Source organism: Psychrobacter sp. I-STPA6b (assembly GCF_020662265.1).
GTDB lineage: Bacteria > Pseudomonadota > Gammaproteobacteria > Pseudomonadales > Moraxellaceae > Psychrobacter.
Window position 1 is genome coordinate 1 of the sequence record NZ_VEWM01000017.1, and the last position, 16,556, is coordinate 16,556.

General features: G+C 41.4%; 10 protein-coding genes, 2 tRNA genes and 3 rRNA genes. 13 read left to right on the plus strand and 2 right to left on the minus strand.

Translation table 11 applies throughout. The annotated features are described in order from the left end of the window. The first annotated feature begins 518 nt into the window (after positions 1-518). The 6 genes from FHK88_RS02455 to FHK88_RS02480 all read left to right on the plus strand — a co-directional run bounded on the left by FHK88_RS02455 (position 519) and on the right by FHK88_RS02480 (position 6,952). A 16S ribosomal RNA gene (locus FHK88_RS02455) occupies positions 519-2,052 on the plus strand. 61 nt (positions 2,053-2,113) lie between these two features. Beyond that, positions 2,114-2,190, plus strand: a tRNA-Ile gene (locus FHK88_RS02460). Between the two features lie 9 nt (positions 2,191-2,199). Continuing rightward, positions 2,200-2,275 (plus strand) — tRNA-Ala (locus FHK88_RS02465). 298 nt (positions 2,276-2,573) lie between these two features. Next, positions 2,574-5,427 (plus strand): 23S ribosomal RNA (locus FHK88_RS02470). A 119-nt stretch (positions 5,428-5,546) separates the two neighbouring features. Continuing rightward, a 5S ribosomal RNA gene (gene rrf / locus FHK88_RS02475) occupies positions 5,547-5,660 on the plus strand. Together the 16S, 23S and 5S rRNA genes with 2 tRNA genes alongside form the textbook arrangement of a ribosomal RNA operon. A 266-nt stretch (positions 5,661-5,926) precedes the next feature. Beyond that, a complete protein-coding gene (locus tag FHK88_RS02480) occupies positions 5,927-6,952 on the plus strand; it encodes a 5'-nucleotidase (protein ID WP_227429210.1) in 1,026 nt (341 codons plus the stop codon). Positions 6,953-6,965: 13 nt separating this feature from the next. On the opposite strand, the gene FHK88_RS02485 is transcribed toward FHK88_RS02480, so the two are convergent. Together FHK88_RS02485 and FHK88_RS02490 are read right to left on the minus strand one after the other, a co-directional pair. Then, the gene (locus FHK88_RS02485) at positions 6,966-7,451 is read right to left on the minus strand and encodes a hypothetical protein (protein ID WP_227429211.1); all 486 of its coding nucleotides are present in this window, start codon (positions 7,449-7,451) and stop codon (positions 6,966-6,968) included. Positions 7,452-7,556: 105 nt separating this feature from the next. Continuing rightward, on the minus strand, positions 7,557-8,186 hold the full coding sequence (locus FHK88_RS02490; protein WP_227429212.1) for a DUF1285 domain-containing protein: 630 nt from the start codon (positions 8,184-8,186) through the stop codon (positions 7,557-7,559). A 638-nt stretch (positions 8,187-8,824) separates the two neighbouring features. Here FHK88_RS02490 and FHK88_RS02495 point away from each other — a divergent pair. From FHK88_RS02495 to FHK88_RS02520, 7 genes are all read left to right on the plus strand, one after another. Continuing rightward, positions 8,825-10,465, plus strand: a complete 1,641-nt coding sequence (locus FHK88_RS02495; RefSeq protein ID WP_227429280.1) for an electron transfer flavoprotein-ubiquinone oxidoreductase — start codon at positions 8,825-8,827, stop codon at positions 10,463-10,465. A gap of 571 nt (positions 10,466-11,036) precedes the next feature. After that, the gene (locus FHK88_RS14110) at positions 11,037-11,168 is read left to right on the plus strand and encodes a hypothetical protein (protein WP_264480582.1); all 132 of its coding nucleotides are present in this window, start codon (positions 11,037-11,039) and stop codon (positions 11,166-11,168) included. A gap of 74 nt (positions 11,169-11,242) precedes the next feature. Then, complete coding sequence (locus FHK88_RS02500) at positions 11,243-11,503, plus strand: DUF4212 domain-containing protein (RefSeq protein WP_227429213.1); 261 nt, start codon at positions 11,243-11,245, stop codon at positions 11,501-11,503. Positions 11,504-11,506: 3 nt separating this feature from the next. Further along, a complete protein-coding gene (locus FHK88_RS02505) occupies positions 11,507-13,375 on the plus strand; it encodes a sodium:solute symporter family protein (protein ID WP_227429214.1) in 1,869 nt (622 codons plus the stop codon). A gap of 288 nt (positions 13,376-13,663) precedes the next feature. Then, positions 13,664-14,608, plus strand: a complete 945-nt coding sequence (gene murI, locus FHK88_RS02510) for a glutamate racemase (RefSeq protein ID WP_227429215.1) — start codon at positions 13,664-13,666, stop codon at positions 14,606-14,608. 134 nt (positions 14,609-14,742) lie between these two features. Continuing rightward, positions 14,743-15,855, plus strand: a complete 1,113-nt coding sequence (locus FHK88_RS02515; RefSeq protein ID WP_227429216.1) for a DUF4062 domain-containing protein — start codon at positions 14,743-14,745, stop codon at positions 15,853-15,855. Between the two features lie 399 nt (positions 15,856-16,254). Then, positions 16,255-16,551 (plus strand): hypothetical protein, encoded by a 297-nt coding sequence (locus FHK88_RS02520; RefSeq protein ID WP_227429217.1) that lies wholly within the window; start codon positions 16,255-16,257, stop codon positions 16,549-16,551. Positions 16,552-16,556: the final 5 nt, after the last annotated feature.

Here is a 16,556-nt window from a genome sequence, read left to right on the forward strand (position 1 = left end):
ATAAAGATAAAAAACTTCTTGACAGTGAGGGAGATTAGCGTATAATACGCACCTCATCGGGACGAGCTAAACACTTTAATGAAACAATTGATTAATTGTTGAATGGAAGGGTTTAGATTGAAACGAAGAAAAAAAGAATTGAAAAAAAGCTTGACAGATATTAAAAACATGATATACTGGATGGCTCACTAAGCAAGATAAACACTCAAATATGAGTAACTTCAAATTGAAGGCTATCTTAGTTTAGATATAACATACAATGGAAGACATTGTATGTCAACTATTTAAAAGCAAACTAAAGAACAACTTGTGTGGATTTTTGCTGACACAGAATGTTAATGAATTAAAGTTGGTCAAAGACTAACTATAAAAAGATTATCATTCTTTAAGGCAAGAAAACTCAAAAGTTAATTCATTACGAACATACGAATGAGCAATAAAATGCCAGTAGTCGAAAGACTATACGATTAAAGAATGAGCCAAGATTAGGAATCATCTTAAAAGATTCCAAGAAGATTAAACTGAAGAGTTTGATCATGGCTCAGATTGAACGCTGGCGGCAGGCTTAACACATGCAAGTCGAGCGATGAAGGTCTAGCTTGCTAGACTGGATTAGCGGCGGACGGGTGAGTAATGCTTAGGAATCTGCCTAGTAGTGGGGGATAGCTCGGGGAAACTCGAATTAATACCGCATACGTCTTACGGGAGAAAGGGGGCTACTTGTAGCTCTCGCTATTAGATGAGCCTAAGTCAGATTAGCTAGTTGGTGGGGTAAAGGCCTACCAAGGCGACGATCTGTAGCTGGTCTGAGAGGATGATCAGCCACACCGGAACTGAGACACGGTCCGGACTCCTACGGGAGGCAGCAGTGGGGAATATTGGACAATGGGGGGAACCCTGATCCAGCCATGCCGCGTGTGTGAAGAAGGCCTTTTGGTTGTAAAGCACTTTAAGCAGTGAAGAAGACCTTATGGTTAATACCCATAAGCGATGACATTAGCTGCAGAATAAGCACCGGCTAACTCTGTGCCAGCAGCCGCGGTAATACAGAGGGTGCAAGCGTTAATCGGAATTACTGGGCGTAAAGCGAGCGTAGGTGGCTAATTAAGTCAGATGTGAAATCCCTGGGCTTAACCTGGGAACTGCATCTGATACTGGTTAGCTAGAGTAGGTGAGAGGGAAGTAGAATTTCAGGTGTAGCGGTGAAATGCGTAGAGATCTGAAGGAATACCGATGGCGAAGGCAGCTTCCTGGCATCATACTGACACTGAGGTTCGAAAGCGTGGGTAGCAAACAGGATTAGATACCCTGGTAGTCCACGCCGTAAACGATGTCTACTAGTCGTTGGGGGACTTGATCTCTTAGTGACGCAGCTAACGCAATAAGTAGACCGCCTGGGGAGTACGGCCGCAAGGTTAAAACTCAAATGAATTGACGGGGGCCCGCACAAGCGGTGGAGCATGTGGTTTAATTCGATGCAACGCGAAGAACCTTACCTGGTCTTGACATACACAGAATCCTGTAGAGATACGGGAGTGCCTTCGGGAATTGTGATACAGGTGCTGCATGGCTGTCGTCAGCTCGTGTCGTGAGATGTTGGGTTAAGTCCCGCAACGAGCGCAACCCTTTTCCTTAGTTACCAGCGGTTTGGCCGGGAACTCTAAGGATACTGCCAGTGACAAACTGGAGGAAGGCGGGGACGACGTCAAGTCATCATGGCCCTTACGACCAGGGCTACACACGTGCTACAATGGTAGGTACAGAGGGCAGCTACACAGCGATGTGATGCGAATCTCAAAAAGCCTATCGTAGTCCAGATTGGAGTCTGCAACTCGACTCCATGAAGTCGGAATCGCTAGTAATCGCGGATCAGAATGCCGCGGTGAATACGTTCCCGGGCCTTGTACACACCGCCCGTCACACCATGGGAGTTGATTGCACCAGAAGTGGTTAGCCTAACTTAGGAGGGCGATCACCACGGTGTGGTCAATGACTGGGGTGAAGTCGTAACAAGGTAGCCGTAGGGGAACCTGCGGCTGGATCACCTCCTTAAAAACGACATTCGGTCAGCAAGAATTCACAACAAGTTGTTCTTTAGTTTAAGCTAAGCTCGGGGTCTGTAGCTCAGTTGGTTAGAGCACCGTGTTGATAACGCGGGGGTCATAAGTTCAAGTCTTATCAGACCCACCAAATAACTACGGGGCCATAGCTCAGTTGGTAGAGCGCCTGCCTTGCACGCAGGAGGTCAGGAGTTCGACTCTCCTTGGCTCCACCATGATATAGAGTGAAGCGAAAGCAGAACAAAGTAATTTTATATATAGATTATTTTCTTCTGTTTTATACAGATGATAATGACCTGACGAAGGCATTATGATTATTTAAAAACATAGATATGAGTCTGGGTTAAGTTATATATACACAATATATAATTTAACCTGATAATCAACCTTTAATGACATCAGTTGTTATCCCAAGGGTTGGTTATCGAAAGTAAAGAGAACTGAATCAAGCGTAAACATAGGTGATATCGTTATCATTACTACATAGAATCCTAAGACTAATTGGGGTTGTATGGTCAAGTAATGAAGCGCACATGGTGGATGCCTTGGCAGTCAGAGGCGAAGAAAGACGTGACAGCCTGCGATAAGCTTCGGGGAGGTGGCAATATCCTGCGATCCGGAGATTTCTGAATGGGGAAACCCACCTAGCATAAGCTAGGTATCCTAATTTATTAGGAAGCGAACCGAGTGAAGTGAAACATCTCAGTAACTCGAGGAAAAGACATCAAATGAGATTCCCCTAGTAGCGGCGAGCGAACGGGGAGGAGCCGACGGACTCTAATGTAGAAGAACAGTGTGGGAAAGCTGACCATAGTGGGTGATAGTCCCGTATTCGAAACATTAGAAGAAGCATATTAAGTAGTGCGGGACACGAGAAATCCTGTATGAAGATGGGGGGACCATCCTCCAAGGCTAAATACTCCTGACTGACCGATAGTGAACCAGTACCGTGAGGGAAAGGCGAAAAGAACCCCTGTGAGGGGAGTGAAATAGAACCTGAAACCGTGTGCGTACAAGCAGTGGGAGCGGACTTGTTCCGTGACCGCGTACCTTTTGTATAATGGGTCAGCGACTTATATTCTGTAGCGAGGTTAACCGAATAGGGGAGCCGTAGGGAAACCGAGTCTTAATAGGGCGTCTAGTTGCAGGGTATAGACCCGAAACCGAGTGATCTATCCATGAGCAGGTTGAAAGTGCCGTAACAGGCATCGGAGGACCGAACCCACTGTCGTTGAAAAGCCAGGGGATGACTTGTGGATAGGGGTGAAAGGCTAATCAAACTCGGTGATAGCTGGTTCTCCCCGAAAGCTATTTAGGTAGCGCCTCGGACGAACACCATTGGGGGTAGAGCACTGTTTCGGCTAGGGGGTCATACCGACTTACCAAACCGATGCAAACTCCGAATACCGATGAGTGATATCCGGGAGACACACGGCGGGTGCTAACGTCCGTCGTGGAGAGGGAAACAACCCAGACCGCCAGCTAAGGCCCCAAATTCCTAGTTAAGTGGGAAACGAAGTGGGAAGGCATAGACAGCTAGGAGGTTGGCTTAGAAGCAGCCACCCTTTAAAGAAAGCGTAATAGCTCACTAGTCGAGTCGGCCCGCGCGGAAGATGTAACGGGGCTCAAACTAGGAGCCGAAGCTGCGGATTTGAAAATTGTTTCAAGTGGTAGGGGAGCGTTGTGTAAGCCTGTGAAGGTGTGTTGTAAGGCATGCTGGAGGTATCACAAGAGCGAATGCTGACGTGAGTAACGATAATGCGAGTGAAAAGCTCGCACGCCGGAAGACCAAGGGTTCCAGTCCAACGTTAATCGGGGCTGGGTGAGTCGACCCCTAAGGCGAGGCCGAAAGGCGTAGTCGATGGGAAATTGGTTAATATTCCAATACTTGTTTATGATGCGATGGAGGGACGGAGAAGGTTATGCCAGCCTGGTGATGGTTATCCAGGTGGAAGGATGTAGGTAGAGTGATTAGGCAAATCCGGTCACTTAATACTGAGATCTGATAGCAAGCTGTACATGTACAGCGAAGTGGCAAATACCATGCTTCCAGGAAAAGCTTCTAAGCGATAGTCATAAACGAATCGTACCCGAAACCGACACAGGTGGTCAGGTAGAGAATACCAAGGCGCTTGAGAGAACTCTGCTGAAGGAACTAGGCAAAATGGTACCGTAACTTCGGGAGAAGGTACGCTGTCGATGGTGAAGGACTTGCTCTGTAAGCTATTGACAGTCGCAGATACCAGGCTGCTGCAACTGTTTATTAAAAACACAGCACTCTGCAAACACGAAAGTGGACGTATAGGGTGTGATGCCTGCCCGGTGCTGGAAGGTTAATTGATGGGCTTAGCGTAAGCGAAGGTCTTGATCGAAGCCCCAGTAAACGGCGGCCGTAACTATAACGGTCCTAAGGTAGCGAAATTCCTTGTCGGGTAAGTTCCGACCTGCACGAATGGCATAATGATGGCAGCGCTGTCTCCAGCAGAGGCTCAGTGAAATCGAAATCGCAGTGAAGATGCTGTGTACCCGCGGCTAGACGGAAAGACCCCGTGAACCTTTACTACAGCTTTACATTGAACTTTGACCTGACTTGTGCAGGATAGGTGGGAGGCTTTGAAGCAGATACGCCAGTATTTGTGGAGCCATCCTTGAAATACCACCCTGGTCATGTTGGGGTTCTAACTCAGATATAACAGTATCGAGGACAATGTATGGTGGGTAGTTTGACTGGGGCGGTCTCCTCCTAAAGAGTAACGGAGGAGTACGAAGGTGCGCTCAGAACGGTCGGAAATCGTTCAAAGAGTATAAAGGCAGAAGCGCGCTTAACTGCGAGACCCACAAGTCGAGCAGGTACGAAAGTAGGTCTTAGTGATCCGGTGGTTCTGTATGGAAGGGCCATCGCTCAACGGATAAAAGGTACTCTGGGGATAACAGGCTGATACCGCCCAAGAGTTCATATCGACGGCGGTGTTTGGCACCTCGATGTCGGCTCATCTCATCCTGGGGCTGAAGCAGGTCCCAAGGGTATGGCTGTTCGCCATTTAAAGAGGTACGCGAGCTGGGTTTAGAACGTCGTGAGACAGTTCGGTCCCTATCTACCGTGGGCGTTGGAAATTTGAGAGGATCTGCTCCTAGTACGAGAGGACCAGAGTGGACGAACCGCTGGTGTTCGGGTTGTCATGCCAATGGCATTGCCCGGTAGCTACGTTCGGATGGGATAACCGCTGAAAGCATCTAAGCGGGAAGCCCACCTCAAGATTAGATTTCCCCTAAGAGCCGTTCAAGACTAGGACGTTGATAGGCAGGGTGTGGAAGCGTAGTGATACGTGTAGCTAACCTGTACTAATTGCTCGTTTGGCTTGACCATACAACACCCAATTGGTTTTGTATAAACAAGTCTTGATAACGATTTTATATCATCCGATTTTACTTAGCTTGATTTAGCTTAATATATTTAACACTTTAGACTCATATCTAACCCCCTTTGCTGACGACAATAGCAAGATGGAACCACCTGATCCCTTCCCGAACTCAGAAGTGAAACATCTTAGCGCCAATGGTAGTGTGGTTCGCCCATGTGAGAGTAGGTCATCGTCAGCTCCCTATACCTAAAGCCCCCTTTAACATTCGTTAATGGGGGCTTTTTATTGCCTATATCTTGAGATTTCTTACAATACTTCTTTATTCATCGCTCTTCGTTTATCCTTATTTGCCTTTCTCAGTGTAACAGCTATTTTGATTTCTCTATTTAAGTTAGTACCTAATGATACAGTAGATTTTAATGATATAGATGCTATGATAGTTTTAATCAGTGGAAGTTAAGTACTGGTATGTATTTTATGACGGTCTATTTAAGAGAGTAAATAATGGCAGTAGATTTTTCAAATACTTTAATTGTGGCTATCTCTGCAACGGCTCTTTTTGATTTAAGAGAGTCTGAGCAGTATTTACAATCTTTAGTCTCTGATGATGAAGCAAATGCTTTAGATTTATTCCGTCGTTATATGAAAGAAAGAGAAGATGAAGTTTTAAGTAAAGGGGCAGGTTATCCTCTTATTAAGGCATTATTAAATTTAAATTATTGTATAGAACATGGTTGCCAAAAAAGTGCAGATAAGCTACAAACTTATAATTATCAATCACCATTGGTAGAGGTCGTGATTGTATCAAAAAGTACACCAGATATTGGTATTCAGGTACTAAACTCTATTCGCCATTATGGTTTAGATATTACACGTTCAGCATTTATCTCTGGTGAGGGCGTGGCAGATTATATTGCAAATTTTAATGTCGATTTATTTTTAACCACAAATCGAGAGGATGCACAGCAAGTGACAGATGCTGGTGTATGTGCTTGTGCTATTTTAGATGCAACCCCTGTCAATACATATGAATTGGATACTGATCAGTTACGAATTGCATTTGATGGTGATGCAGTATTGTTTGATGATTCTGGAGAGTTATTATATAAGCAAAAAGGATTAAAGGCTTTTCATGATAGAGAAGCGGCGATGGCTGATATGCCCATTGAAAAAGGTCCTTATGCTGATTTATTAATTAAGTTGTCTAATCTACAACGACGCTTACCAACACATTTAAATGATAAGCCTATTTGCATTGCTTTGGTAACGGCTCGCAATGCACCAGCAGATTTGCGGGCAATTAAGACATTACGAGAGTGGGGAGTCAATGTAGATTTGGCTTTCTTTTTGGGTGGATTAGAGAAAACATCTGTGTTACAAACTTTTGCACCGCATATCTTCTTTGATGATTCAATTAAACATATCAATGCTGCTCGACAGGTTGTTCCTTCTGGATTGGTTCCCTATCAGTCTTCTTCATTATTGTATCGTGATATGGATATGCAAGGGGCAACTTTAAAGCCTATATAGAGCTTGATGTTTGTTATATTTTAGGCTGACATACTTCTTGTATTAGTTTAGGACTGAATTGTTGAGCTTCTACATTTTGTTTGATAGCCGATGGGCTACAGTCAATAATTTGCGGAATAACTTTGGTACTCATACGTCTTTCAAACAGATAGATATCAACTTTGCGTAAGTCATGATTGTCTTGATGGACAGCGATGCTGTTTTTATCAATTGCTATAAAACGTACAATTTGCGGTTTGATATAGCTCCATGGGCGGAACCATACGGAGTTTTCGATGGTTTTGACGACTTGTAATTGTTCAGGTAAGTTTTGGTACTGTTGCTGATACCAGTTGTATTCTTGGTAGATTTGAAATCCTAGTATACCTATTGCTGCAAATACAGGTATAAGCCATTTTGGGGCGGGTTTACCTGCTAAGCTACTAAGATGCCGAATGATAAGTGCGATGCCTGCTAAGCCAAATCCCGCTGTAATTGTGGCGATAAACTCATAAATCATTAAAAAATCCCTTTTATTTGAGAGGGTAAGCTTAGCATATAAAGTTATGATGGGGAAAACATTCTATCGCAAAATCAGTTTTTATTGCTTTGATGGCAGTTAGATTCAGTCATTATTGACAGTAATAGCGTAATGTTTACCTGCACTATTTAGGGTTAAGGTTGTGTGTTGTCCATTTTCGGTGAGAGTACCAATTTGTATAAGGTGCATATAAACATTGCGAGTAATTAAAGCATACATACCAAAACGGACAGGAATGTAAGGTCGTAGCTCATTTTGATATGGACGCATGGTAATTTGATGTTCATCATCTAAGTATACGATGTCACCTGTACTGGTTAAAAACTCAATCCATTGCTGTTTATCTTTATTGATAAGATTGATATCTGTGATAAAAAACGGTACATCTTCAACATGAATCTGCATTTTTTGCACAGGTGTTTTAAGAAAAAACTGTGCTTCGTTATTGACTTCTTCTTTCCATAGGATAGTGGCAAATAAGTTAATGAGTGACTGTCTAGTCATTTTTGTGCCTTCATGCCACCATTCACCATTGGCTTTAATGACTAAGTCCATTTCTTCTATATTTTCTGGATGCCAGTCTGCTAATGGTGGAATGGCTCTCTCTTTACGTGTACTCATATGTTCTTTAATATAAGCACTTAGAGAGTCTATATTGTTTAACTCATTGTTATTTATAGTATTATTTTTATTTTTTTCTATGTCTTTTTTCATAAAACGTATCCTTATATGCGGTTATTAGCCAGCACAACACTGATGATAGAATTAGGGTTATTCATTGATTATTTATTCAGAATTACCTTTCTGAGCAATATTTATTGAGCGTGTGCCATTTTGTGTGAACTGTTCTGGTACTACTTTAATGCTCACTTTACCATTTCTGATGGTAAAATCGTATCGTGTTTCGTGTGCTTTTCTTTTATAATGCCACATATTTTTTTCAATGAGTGCTGATGAAAACTTTTAGTAATATATTGATAATCATTAACATTTAGTCTAGTTGTGGAATATATGTTTCATCCTACTTCAACTAGGGTGTCGATGTTGATTTATTTACTAAAAAGTTAGCAAATATACTGGGAAGAGTGGTTGAAATTTTGTATTGCGTTAATGCGTTACAATATTGTGAGAGTAAGTTTTAGTAATAGCCAAGACCACATGAGACATTGCAAAGATTGATATTGGCAGCAAAAATATAAGCCACCAAGAGTTTAGGAGTCTTTATGCACGAGCAGGAAACCCCAAGTCAAGTAACAGATACACCAGTTACTGAAGTAGCAACAACAGATGCAACTGTAGAGGTTGAGACACAACCAGTAGTAGAAGCTGAGCCAGAGATAGAACGTGAGTCTATGGAGTTTGATGTCATCATTGTTGGTGGTGGTCCTGCAGGGTTGTCTGCTGCCATTCGCTTACGTCAGATGGCTCTTGAGGCTGGTCAAGAAGAGTTTATGGTATGTGTGGTTGAAAAAGGGTCAGAGTTTGGGGCGCATACCTTATCTGGTGCGGTAATTGAGCCAAGAGCTTTGAATGAGCTGATTCCTGATTGGAAGGAAAAAGGCGCACCTGTTACGGTTGATGTGAAAAAAGATGAGTTTTACTTTTTGACGTCAGAGAAGAAGTCCTTTCAAGTAATGGATAGCTTAATTCCAGCACCATTGCATAATGATGGTAATTATGTGGTGTCATTGGGTAATGTGGTGCGTTGGCTAGCAGAGCAGGCAGAGGAACTGGAAGTGATGATGTTCCCGGGCTTCCCTGCTTCTGATATCCTTTATAATGATGATGGCTCTGTCCGTGGTATTTTAACTGGTGATATGGGCGTTGCTGCTGATGGCTCAGAGAAGCCAAGTTTTGAGCCAGGTTATGAGCTACTTGCAAAATATACTATTTTTGCAGAAGGATGCCGTGGGCATTTAGGCAAGCGTTTAATCAGTCGCTTTAATTTGGATAAAGATTCTGACCCGCAGCACTATGCTATTGGTTTGAAAGAGCTGTGGGAGATTGATCCTGAGAAGCATGAAGCAGGTACAGTTATTCATGGTTTGGGCTGGCCGTTGACGGATACTGGTTCAACAGGTGGTTGGTGGCTGTACCACGATGAGAATAATCAGGTAAGTTTTGGTTTGGTTGTTGACTTGTCTTATCATAATCCTTATCTATCACCTTTTGATGAGATGCAACGCTTGAAGTTGCATCCTGTTATTCGTAATTTCTTAGAGGGTGGTAAGCGTATCTCTTATGGTGCTAGGGCGTTAGTCAAAGGTGGTTTGAACTCGTTACCTAAGTTTATCTTCCCTGGTGGGGTATTAGTTGGTGATGATGCTGGCTTTTTGAACCCTGCGAAAATTAAGGGTACACATACTTCTATGAAGTCAGGTATGCTTGCTGCTGAGGCGGTGTTTGAGGCAATTCAGGCTGGTAGACAGCATGATGAGCTGGTTGCTTATGAGACATTATATAAGCAGTCTTGGCTTTATGAAGATAACTATGAGGCACGCAACTTCTCGTCAGCGATACACCGCATGGGTCTATTGATGGGTGGTGGCTTTAACTTTTTAGAGCATAATTTGTTTGGTGGGAAAATGCCACTAACTATCCATGATACGTGTCCAGATTATGAGCAGTTAGAGCGCTCAGCGCATGCGTATAAGCCTGATTATCCTAAGCCAGATGGTAAGTTAACATTTGATAAGCTCTCTTCAGTATTTATTTCAAATACCAATCATGCAGAAGATCAGCCATGTCATTTAAAGCTGACTGACCCAACAGTACCGATTGATATTAATCTACCTATTTATGCTGAACCAGCGCGCTTATACTGCCCAGCAGGTGTATATGAGGTGGTTCACAATGATGATGGTGGTGCTAAGTTTGTGATTAATTCACAAAACTGTGTGCATTGTAAGACTTGTGATATTAAAGACCCATCACAAAATATCACTTGGGTGACGCCAGAAGGTGGTGGTGGTCCTAACTACCCAAATATGTAGTTGGATAAGATACGCTATCTTAGTAAGTTTTAAAGTCTGTTGAGATATGTAAAACCGTACTTTATATTTAAAGTGCGGTTTTTTTAGGGTCTATTCTTTATTTATTGATAAGTCATTATCTGGCTATTGTATGTACTTTTTTCGAAATAACATTAACTTATAGCCTCAACAGTCCTCATATGGCTAGAGGTATTTGAGTTGGATCTATTATTTGTCTCTTAGTTTTATGTCGTTGATGAAGTGATAAGTTTATTAAGTAGGCGAAAGGTTGTTGGAAATAGATGATTTTTTGAACACTTATTGTCAATTTGGCTAAAATGAGACATAAAATTATCAAAAAACGCAAAATATAGCTTTTATATTCTTTTTTTGTGTTATAAGATTAGTAGTAAGCAAAGAGTATGTTTCAACTATTACTACTTTGTGTATACTTATGTAAATTGTGTTAAGTGTTAGAAGATATTAAAAAATTGCTGGTATTTAAGAGTTTTAGTGCTGTTATATATACCATATCAATTTGAAAGTTACCTTATCAGGAAGATGAGGTTATTAAATATTCAAAGGAATGTTCATGTTTGTTTTTGCACCTCAAGTATTACCTCATTGCAAGTCTTTGCAACACTCCTCTTACTTTAGTGACCGTTTTTTTTCTTTATCACGATTGCCTCGTGATGCAAGTTTTATGTATTTAGCACGCCTGTAGTGTAGGCGTTATTCCTCCCTCGTGTGGCATGTGTACACACGGTTATTTTTTTATCTGACAGAAGGAGTTGTCATATGGATTCCCATAAAGCTGAAGCAGGCTATTGGAAAGCCAATGTCCGTTTAATTCTTTTCTGCCTATTCATATGGGCATTCTGCTCGTATGGCTGTGGTATTTTATTACGTCCTTTACTTGCTGGTATTTCTATCGGCGGGACTGATTTGGGCTTTTGGTTCGCTCAACAAGGGTCAATTGCAACATTTATTGTGCTGATTTTTTTCTATGCTTGGCGGATGAACAAGTTGGATAAAAAATATGGTCTAGATGAGGAGTAAACTATGAGCCAGTTTGTTATTAATATTATTTTTGTTGGCTTGTCGTTTGCGTTGTACTTTGGTATTGCGATTTGGGCGCGAGCAGGTTCAACCAGTGAGTTTTACGTTGCCGGTGGTGGTGTGCATCCAGTGCTAAATGGTATGGCAACGGGTGCAGACTGGATGAGTGCGGCATCATTTATTTCAATGGCTGGTTTATTAGCCATGGGTGGTTATGGTGCGTCTTCTTATTTGATGGGGTGGACTGGTGGTTATGTATTACTGGCCATGTTATTAGCACCTTATTTACGTAAGTTTGGTAAATTTACTGTACCTGATTTTATCGGTGATCGTTTCTATTCAAAAACGGCGGCACTGGTTGCTGTGGCATGTTTGATTATTGCTTCAACAACATATGTGATTGGACAGATGACAGGTGCTGGAGTAGCGTTTTCTCGCTTTTTAGAAGTGGATAATACAACGGGTCTTATCATTGCAGCATTTGTGGTTTTCTTTTATGCTGTATTGGGTGGTATGAAAGGTATTACTTATACTCAGGTTGCTCAGTATGTGGTTTTGATTATTGCATATACTGTACCTGCAGTCTTTATTTCATTGAAATTAACAAATAATCCAATACCTGCATTCGGTATGTTTTCACATGATGCGAAGTCTGGTGAGTATTTGTTGACCACATTAAATCAGGTGGTGACAGATTTGGGCTTTCAGGCTTACACAGCTGATGTACCTAACAAATTAAATATGGTGTTATTTACCTTATCATTGATGATTGGTACAGCAGGTTTGCCTCATGTGATTATTCGTTTTTTCACAGTACCTAAGGTTGCTGATGCCCGTTGGTCAGCAGGTTGGGCATTGGTATTTATTGCTTTGCTTTACTTTACTGCACCAGCAGTCGGTTCAATGGCTCGTTTGAACTTGTTACATACTATTTATCCTCAAGGTGTCAATGCTGAGCCTCTTCGTTATGAAGAGCGTCCTGAGTGGATGAAAACATGGGAAGAGACTGGTCTAATTGAGTTTAATGACTGGAATAATGATGGTCGTATCGAAAGGTATTTTGATAATGGTTTAGGTAAAGCTGAGCTTGCATTAAAAGAGGCTCAGGAGCAAGGTGGTGACGTTGCTGCTGCTCAAGCGGCTGTAGAAGCAGCACGTGCAGAACATAGCAGTGTTATGGATGGTAAGTTTGAGCAACGTGGCTGGAAAGGCAATGAGCTGGAAGTTAATAATGATATTTTAGTATTAGCAAATCCAGAGATTGCAAATTTACCACCTTGGGTTATCGGTTTGATTGCTGCTGGTGGTTTAGCAGCAGCTCTGTCTACCGCAGCAGGTCTATTGTTGGCAATTTCTTCAGCGGTCAGTCACGATTTGATCAAGGGATATATTAATCCTAATATTAGTGATAAAGGTGAGCTACGTGCAGCACGAATCTCAATGGGTGTAGCGATTGTGGTTGCAACTTATTTGGGATTAAATCCTCCAGGATTTGCCGCACAGGTCGTGGCATTGGCCTTTGGTATTGCTGGTGCATCTTTGTTCCCAGCATTGATGATGGGGATTTTCTCAAAACGTATCAATAACTATGGTGCTGTTGCAGGTATGTTGTCTGGATTGATTATTACCTTGGTTTATATCTTTGTTTATAAAGGCTGGTTCTTTATTTCTGGTACAGCGAATTTACCTGATACAGCAGAGCATTGGTTCTTAGGTATCTCACCATTATCTTTTGGTGCGGTCGGTGCAATGATTAACTTTGTTGTTGCATTTGCAGTATCTTCAGTGACTAAAGCACCACCTGCTGAGATTCAAGCTTTGGTAGAAAGTGTCCGTTATCCTAGAGGTGCTGGTGGTGCTGTTGACCACTAAATATATGCTTGATACTGATAATAAGTTAAGCTAAATAAGATGCTTATCAGTGCTACTACTGGTAAGCATTTTTTATTTTATGGGCAATTGTGAAAGTTATTTTGGCGATAGGTTTGGTGGACTGTCTTTAGATATGGTCAGTGGTCGGTTTTTAGATTACTGTACGCTATACTGACTATATAACTAGGAAACTCTCTGGTATGATGTTGTTTACGTTTTGTATGAAGTGGGATTGTTGCTAGCTTATCCACTGCTTATACAGGTATTTTTTTATCTTGATTCGTTATCATGCCTCAAAATACAACTTCTTTACGACCAGTTATGAATGTATCATCACCGATTGGTTTGTTTGATTCTGGTGTTGGTGGATTATCTGTGTATCAGCACTTACGTGTTATGATGCCCAATGAAAGATATCTGTATTATGCTGATACTAAAAATGTGCCATATGGTAGTCGCAGTAGTACAGAGATTCAACAATTTACTCAAGAGGCGGTATCATGGTTGGTACAGGCAGGATGTAAAATTATTATTATTGCTTGTAATAGTGCGTCTGCGTATGCGTTACATATGATGCGAGAGCAATATCCTGATGTTCCAATCGTGGGTTTAGTACCTGCGCTTAAGCCAGCTGTATTGGCAAGTCAAACCAAACATGTGGCAGTATTGGCAACGCAGGCGACACTTTCAGGAGAGCTGTTGAGTCGAGTGATTGCGCAAGTTGCATCTGTGCATAATGTGCAAGTAACAAAGTGGTATGACCCAAATTTGGTTCCATGGGTCGAGTCTGGTATGCCTTTGACAGATCAGACAGCACTAGATTTAGTAGAAATGTTGGATAAGTTTAATGCCTCTGGTGTGGACCAAATTGTACTGGGATGTACTCATTATCCATTTTTTCGAGAGTTTCTATTGGCACAGATTCAAAAGCGTCAATATACCATGTCTGTTGTTGATTCTGGTCGAGCAATTGCTATGCGTGCATATGATTTATTGCAACAAGCAGGTTTATTACAGGTGCAGGCCTCAGATACTAAAAATAATGTGGCTTTTAATCTTGATACAAATAGTTTTGCATTGGTTGCCAATGAGTCATTACAGGGAGCAGGTGAGAGTATATCAGCAGTGGTGGTATCTGAGACGCCCTATTTACAGTTTTTTGCATCTAAATTGGATGCGCGCTTATTGATGCTGGTAGAGAAACTACTGAGTACTGAGAAAAGTATAGAGTAGTAGCATATCTAAAGTTGGTTAATTTTGGCATGTTGCAGGTTTTTTGAGGGTGATAATAAGATAAGCTGGATGTAGGTTCTTGCAAAGTTAGCAGGATTATCTAGATTTGTTGGTTATTCCTACATGATATTGAGGTGAGTAAAGTAACTATGCGTTATCATGTTCATACAATTATGGTTGTTGATGAGCAACCAATAGTCAGTAGTCAGATGGCTCTATTTTTTGAGACTGTGGCATTTATGACTCAAGATTTAGCAACAGTGTCTGTTGAGACTATGAACTATAGTCGCCGTTGTATTGAAGCGTGCGACTTTGTTGTGATGGTTGTCGGAGATGGATATGGTAAAACCAATGCCTCTGGTGTGAGTCAGTTGCATTTAAGTTATCTCACTGCAAAGTCAAAACAAAAACCGCTGTTAATATTTATTAAAACAGATGATGTAGAAAACAGTAGTCGTCAACGGCAAGACTTTGTAGGTCTGCTTGAGTCACAAAATAGCCAAGATATTTATTATTATAATAATGAAACAGTGTTTGCCCCACAGCTGGCAGAAGGTTATGAGCAGTTTTCTAGCGGTCTTAGTAAACCAAGCTGGAGCAAAGCCAGTACTCTTAATCCGATGGCAATGCCTGTACTTGAGCAAAACCTTGATGCACGTACTAAGCCAGAGTTAAGAAAGCAGACAGATAAGTCAGATGTGTCTTTATCTAATACACCACTGAACCCATCAGCTATCTCACGTCAACTCTCAGGAAGCTCTTCCCGTTCTTCTGTTGGTGCTTCTTCTATGATGTCTTCCATGGCCTCGGGTAAAGTACGGTCAACGTTTATGCATTTAGAGCAAGAAGATACTTACTTTATCAATGGGTTGGATGACTGTTTTTCACTCAGTTATCGGGCGCATGCCTATCAGGAAGGCAATCTACAGGAAGTCTTTTTAACGGAACAGGTTACTTGGAGACAGATATTAAAAGTTTTGTCTGGATTGGGGCAGTCATTTTCGAGTGATGCATTATTACGGGGTTTAAATGATTTGGTAGCAGAAAATGCTGGCGAGATTGTTAAAGGTGTTGTACCAAATGCACATGCAGTCTCTCGTTGCCAAGTTAGCCCAGCAGAGTTAAGCTGGATTCTGCATCAGTTGGTTTATAATAATTGGATTGAATCACAGATAGTAAACCAGCGTACTCATCGTGAATTTTGGCATTTGACAGTACAGGCGCTACAGATTGTTGGTTCATTGTAGGCAACCACAAAATTTTGTTAAATGCTTGTTTGTATATCACAATATTGGTAAGTTTCTTATCCAAACTGAAATGGATATTGAGTGCTATTATTTAATAAATGAGCTAAAGATTTGATGTATGAAGTGAGGTATGATGATTAAGGTTATGTTGTCTATAGAAGTATAAAATTGTATTTATATATTAAAAAACCACACTTCTTTGTTATTGCACCTTGATAGTGGTTGCAGTAGAATCTAGAAAGATTCAAGATGAGTTTGTCAGTATATGGTTTTATAATATTGAGATTATAGTATTGAGAGATGGACGCTTGAAAATTAGAGTATAAAGATAGTCCATGATATGATGTTCGTATAATGAACATATTGATGAGATCAATTTAAATAATAAGGAATAGATAGATGAGTACTCCTGAAAACGACGCCCTAAAACATGAGATTGATGATCTTGAAAATACCATGCACGAAACTGAGCAGTTTCATACGCTAGAAGAACAGGTTGCTGATATGAAGCGCCGTGGTATCAATCCAAGTCAAAGTTATAAAAAATGGGATGATGATAAAGATGATGACTGGGGTGATGATACTTGGAAGGAAAATGGTAAGTGGGAGCCAAAGACATCAGCAGATCTAGATGAAAAAGCTCGTGACAATTGGGATGGTGATAATGGCAAAGCCAATCCACCGCCATTTGTATAATGAAG

Excerpts from the sequence above, each read along its gene's own strand:
- FHK88_RS02495 (WP_227429280.1), top strand. The coding sequence starts at position 8,825 with ATGGAGTTTGATGTCATCATTGTTGGTGGTGGTCCTGCAGGGTTGTCT.
- FHK88_RS14110 (WP_264480582.1), top strand. The coding sequence starts at position 11,037 with ATGTTTGTTTTTGCACCTCAAGTATTACCTCATTGCAAGTCTTTGCAA.
- FHK88_RS02520 (WP_227429217.1), top strand. The coding sequence starts at position 16,255 with ATGAGTACTCCTGAAAACGACGCCCTAAAACATGAGATTGATGATCTT.
- murI (WP_227429215.1), top strand. The coding sequence starts at position 13,664 with ATGCCTCAAAATACAACTTCTTTACGACCAGTTATGAATGTATCATCA.
- FHK88_RS02485 (WP_227429211.1), bottom strand. The coding sequence starts at position 7,451 with ATGATTTATGAGTTTATCGCCACAATTACAGCGGGATTTGGCTTAGCA.
- FHK88_RS02480 (WP_227429210.1), top strand. The coding sequence starts at position 5,927 with ATGGCAGTAGATTTTTCAAATACTTTAATTGTGGCTATCTCTGCAACG.
- FHK88_RS02500 (WP_227429213.1), top strand. The coding sequence starts at position 11,243 with ATGGATTCCCATAAAGCTGAAGCAGGCTATTGGAAAGCCAATGTCCGT.
- FHK88_RS02505 (WP_227429214.1), top strand. The coding sequence starts at position 11,507 with ATGAGCCAGTTTGTTATTAATATTATTTTTGTTGGCTTGTCGTTTGCG.
- FHK88_RS02490 (WP_227429212.1), bottom strand. The coding sequence starts at position 8,186 with ATGAAAAAAGACATAGAAAAAAATAAAAATAATACTATAAATAACAAT.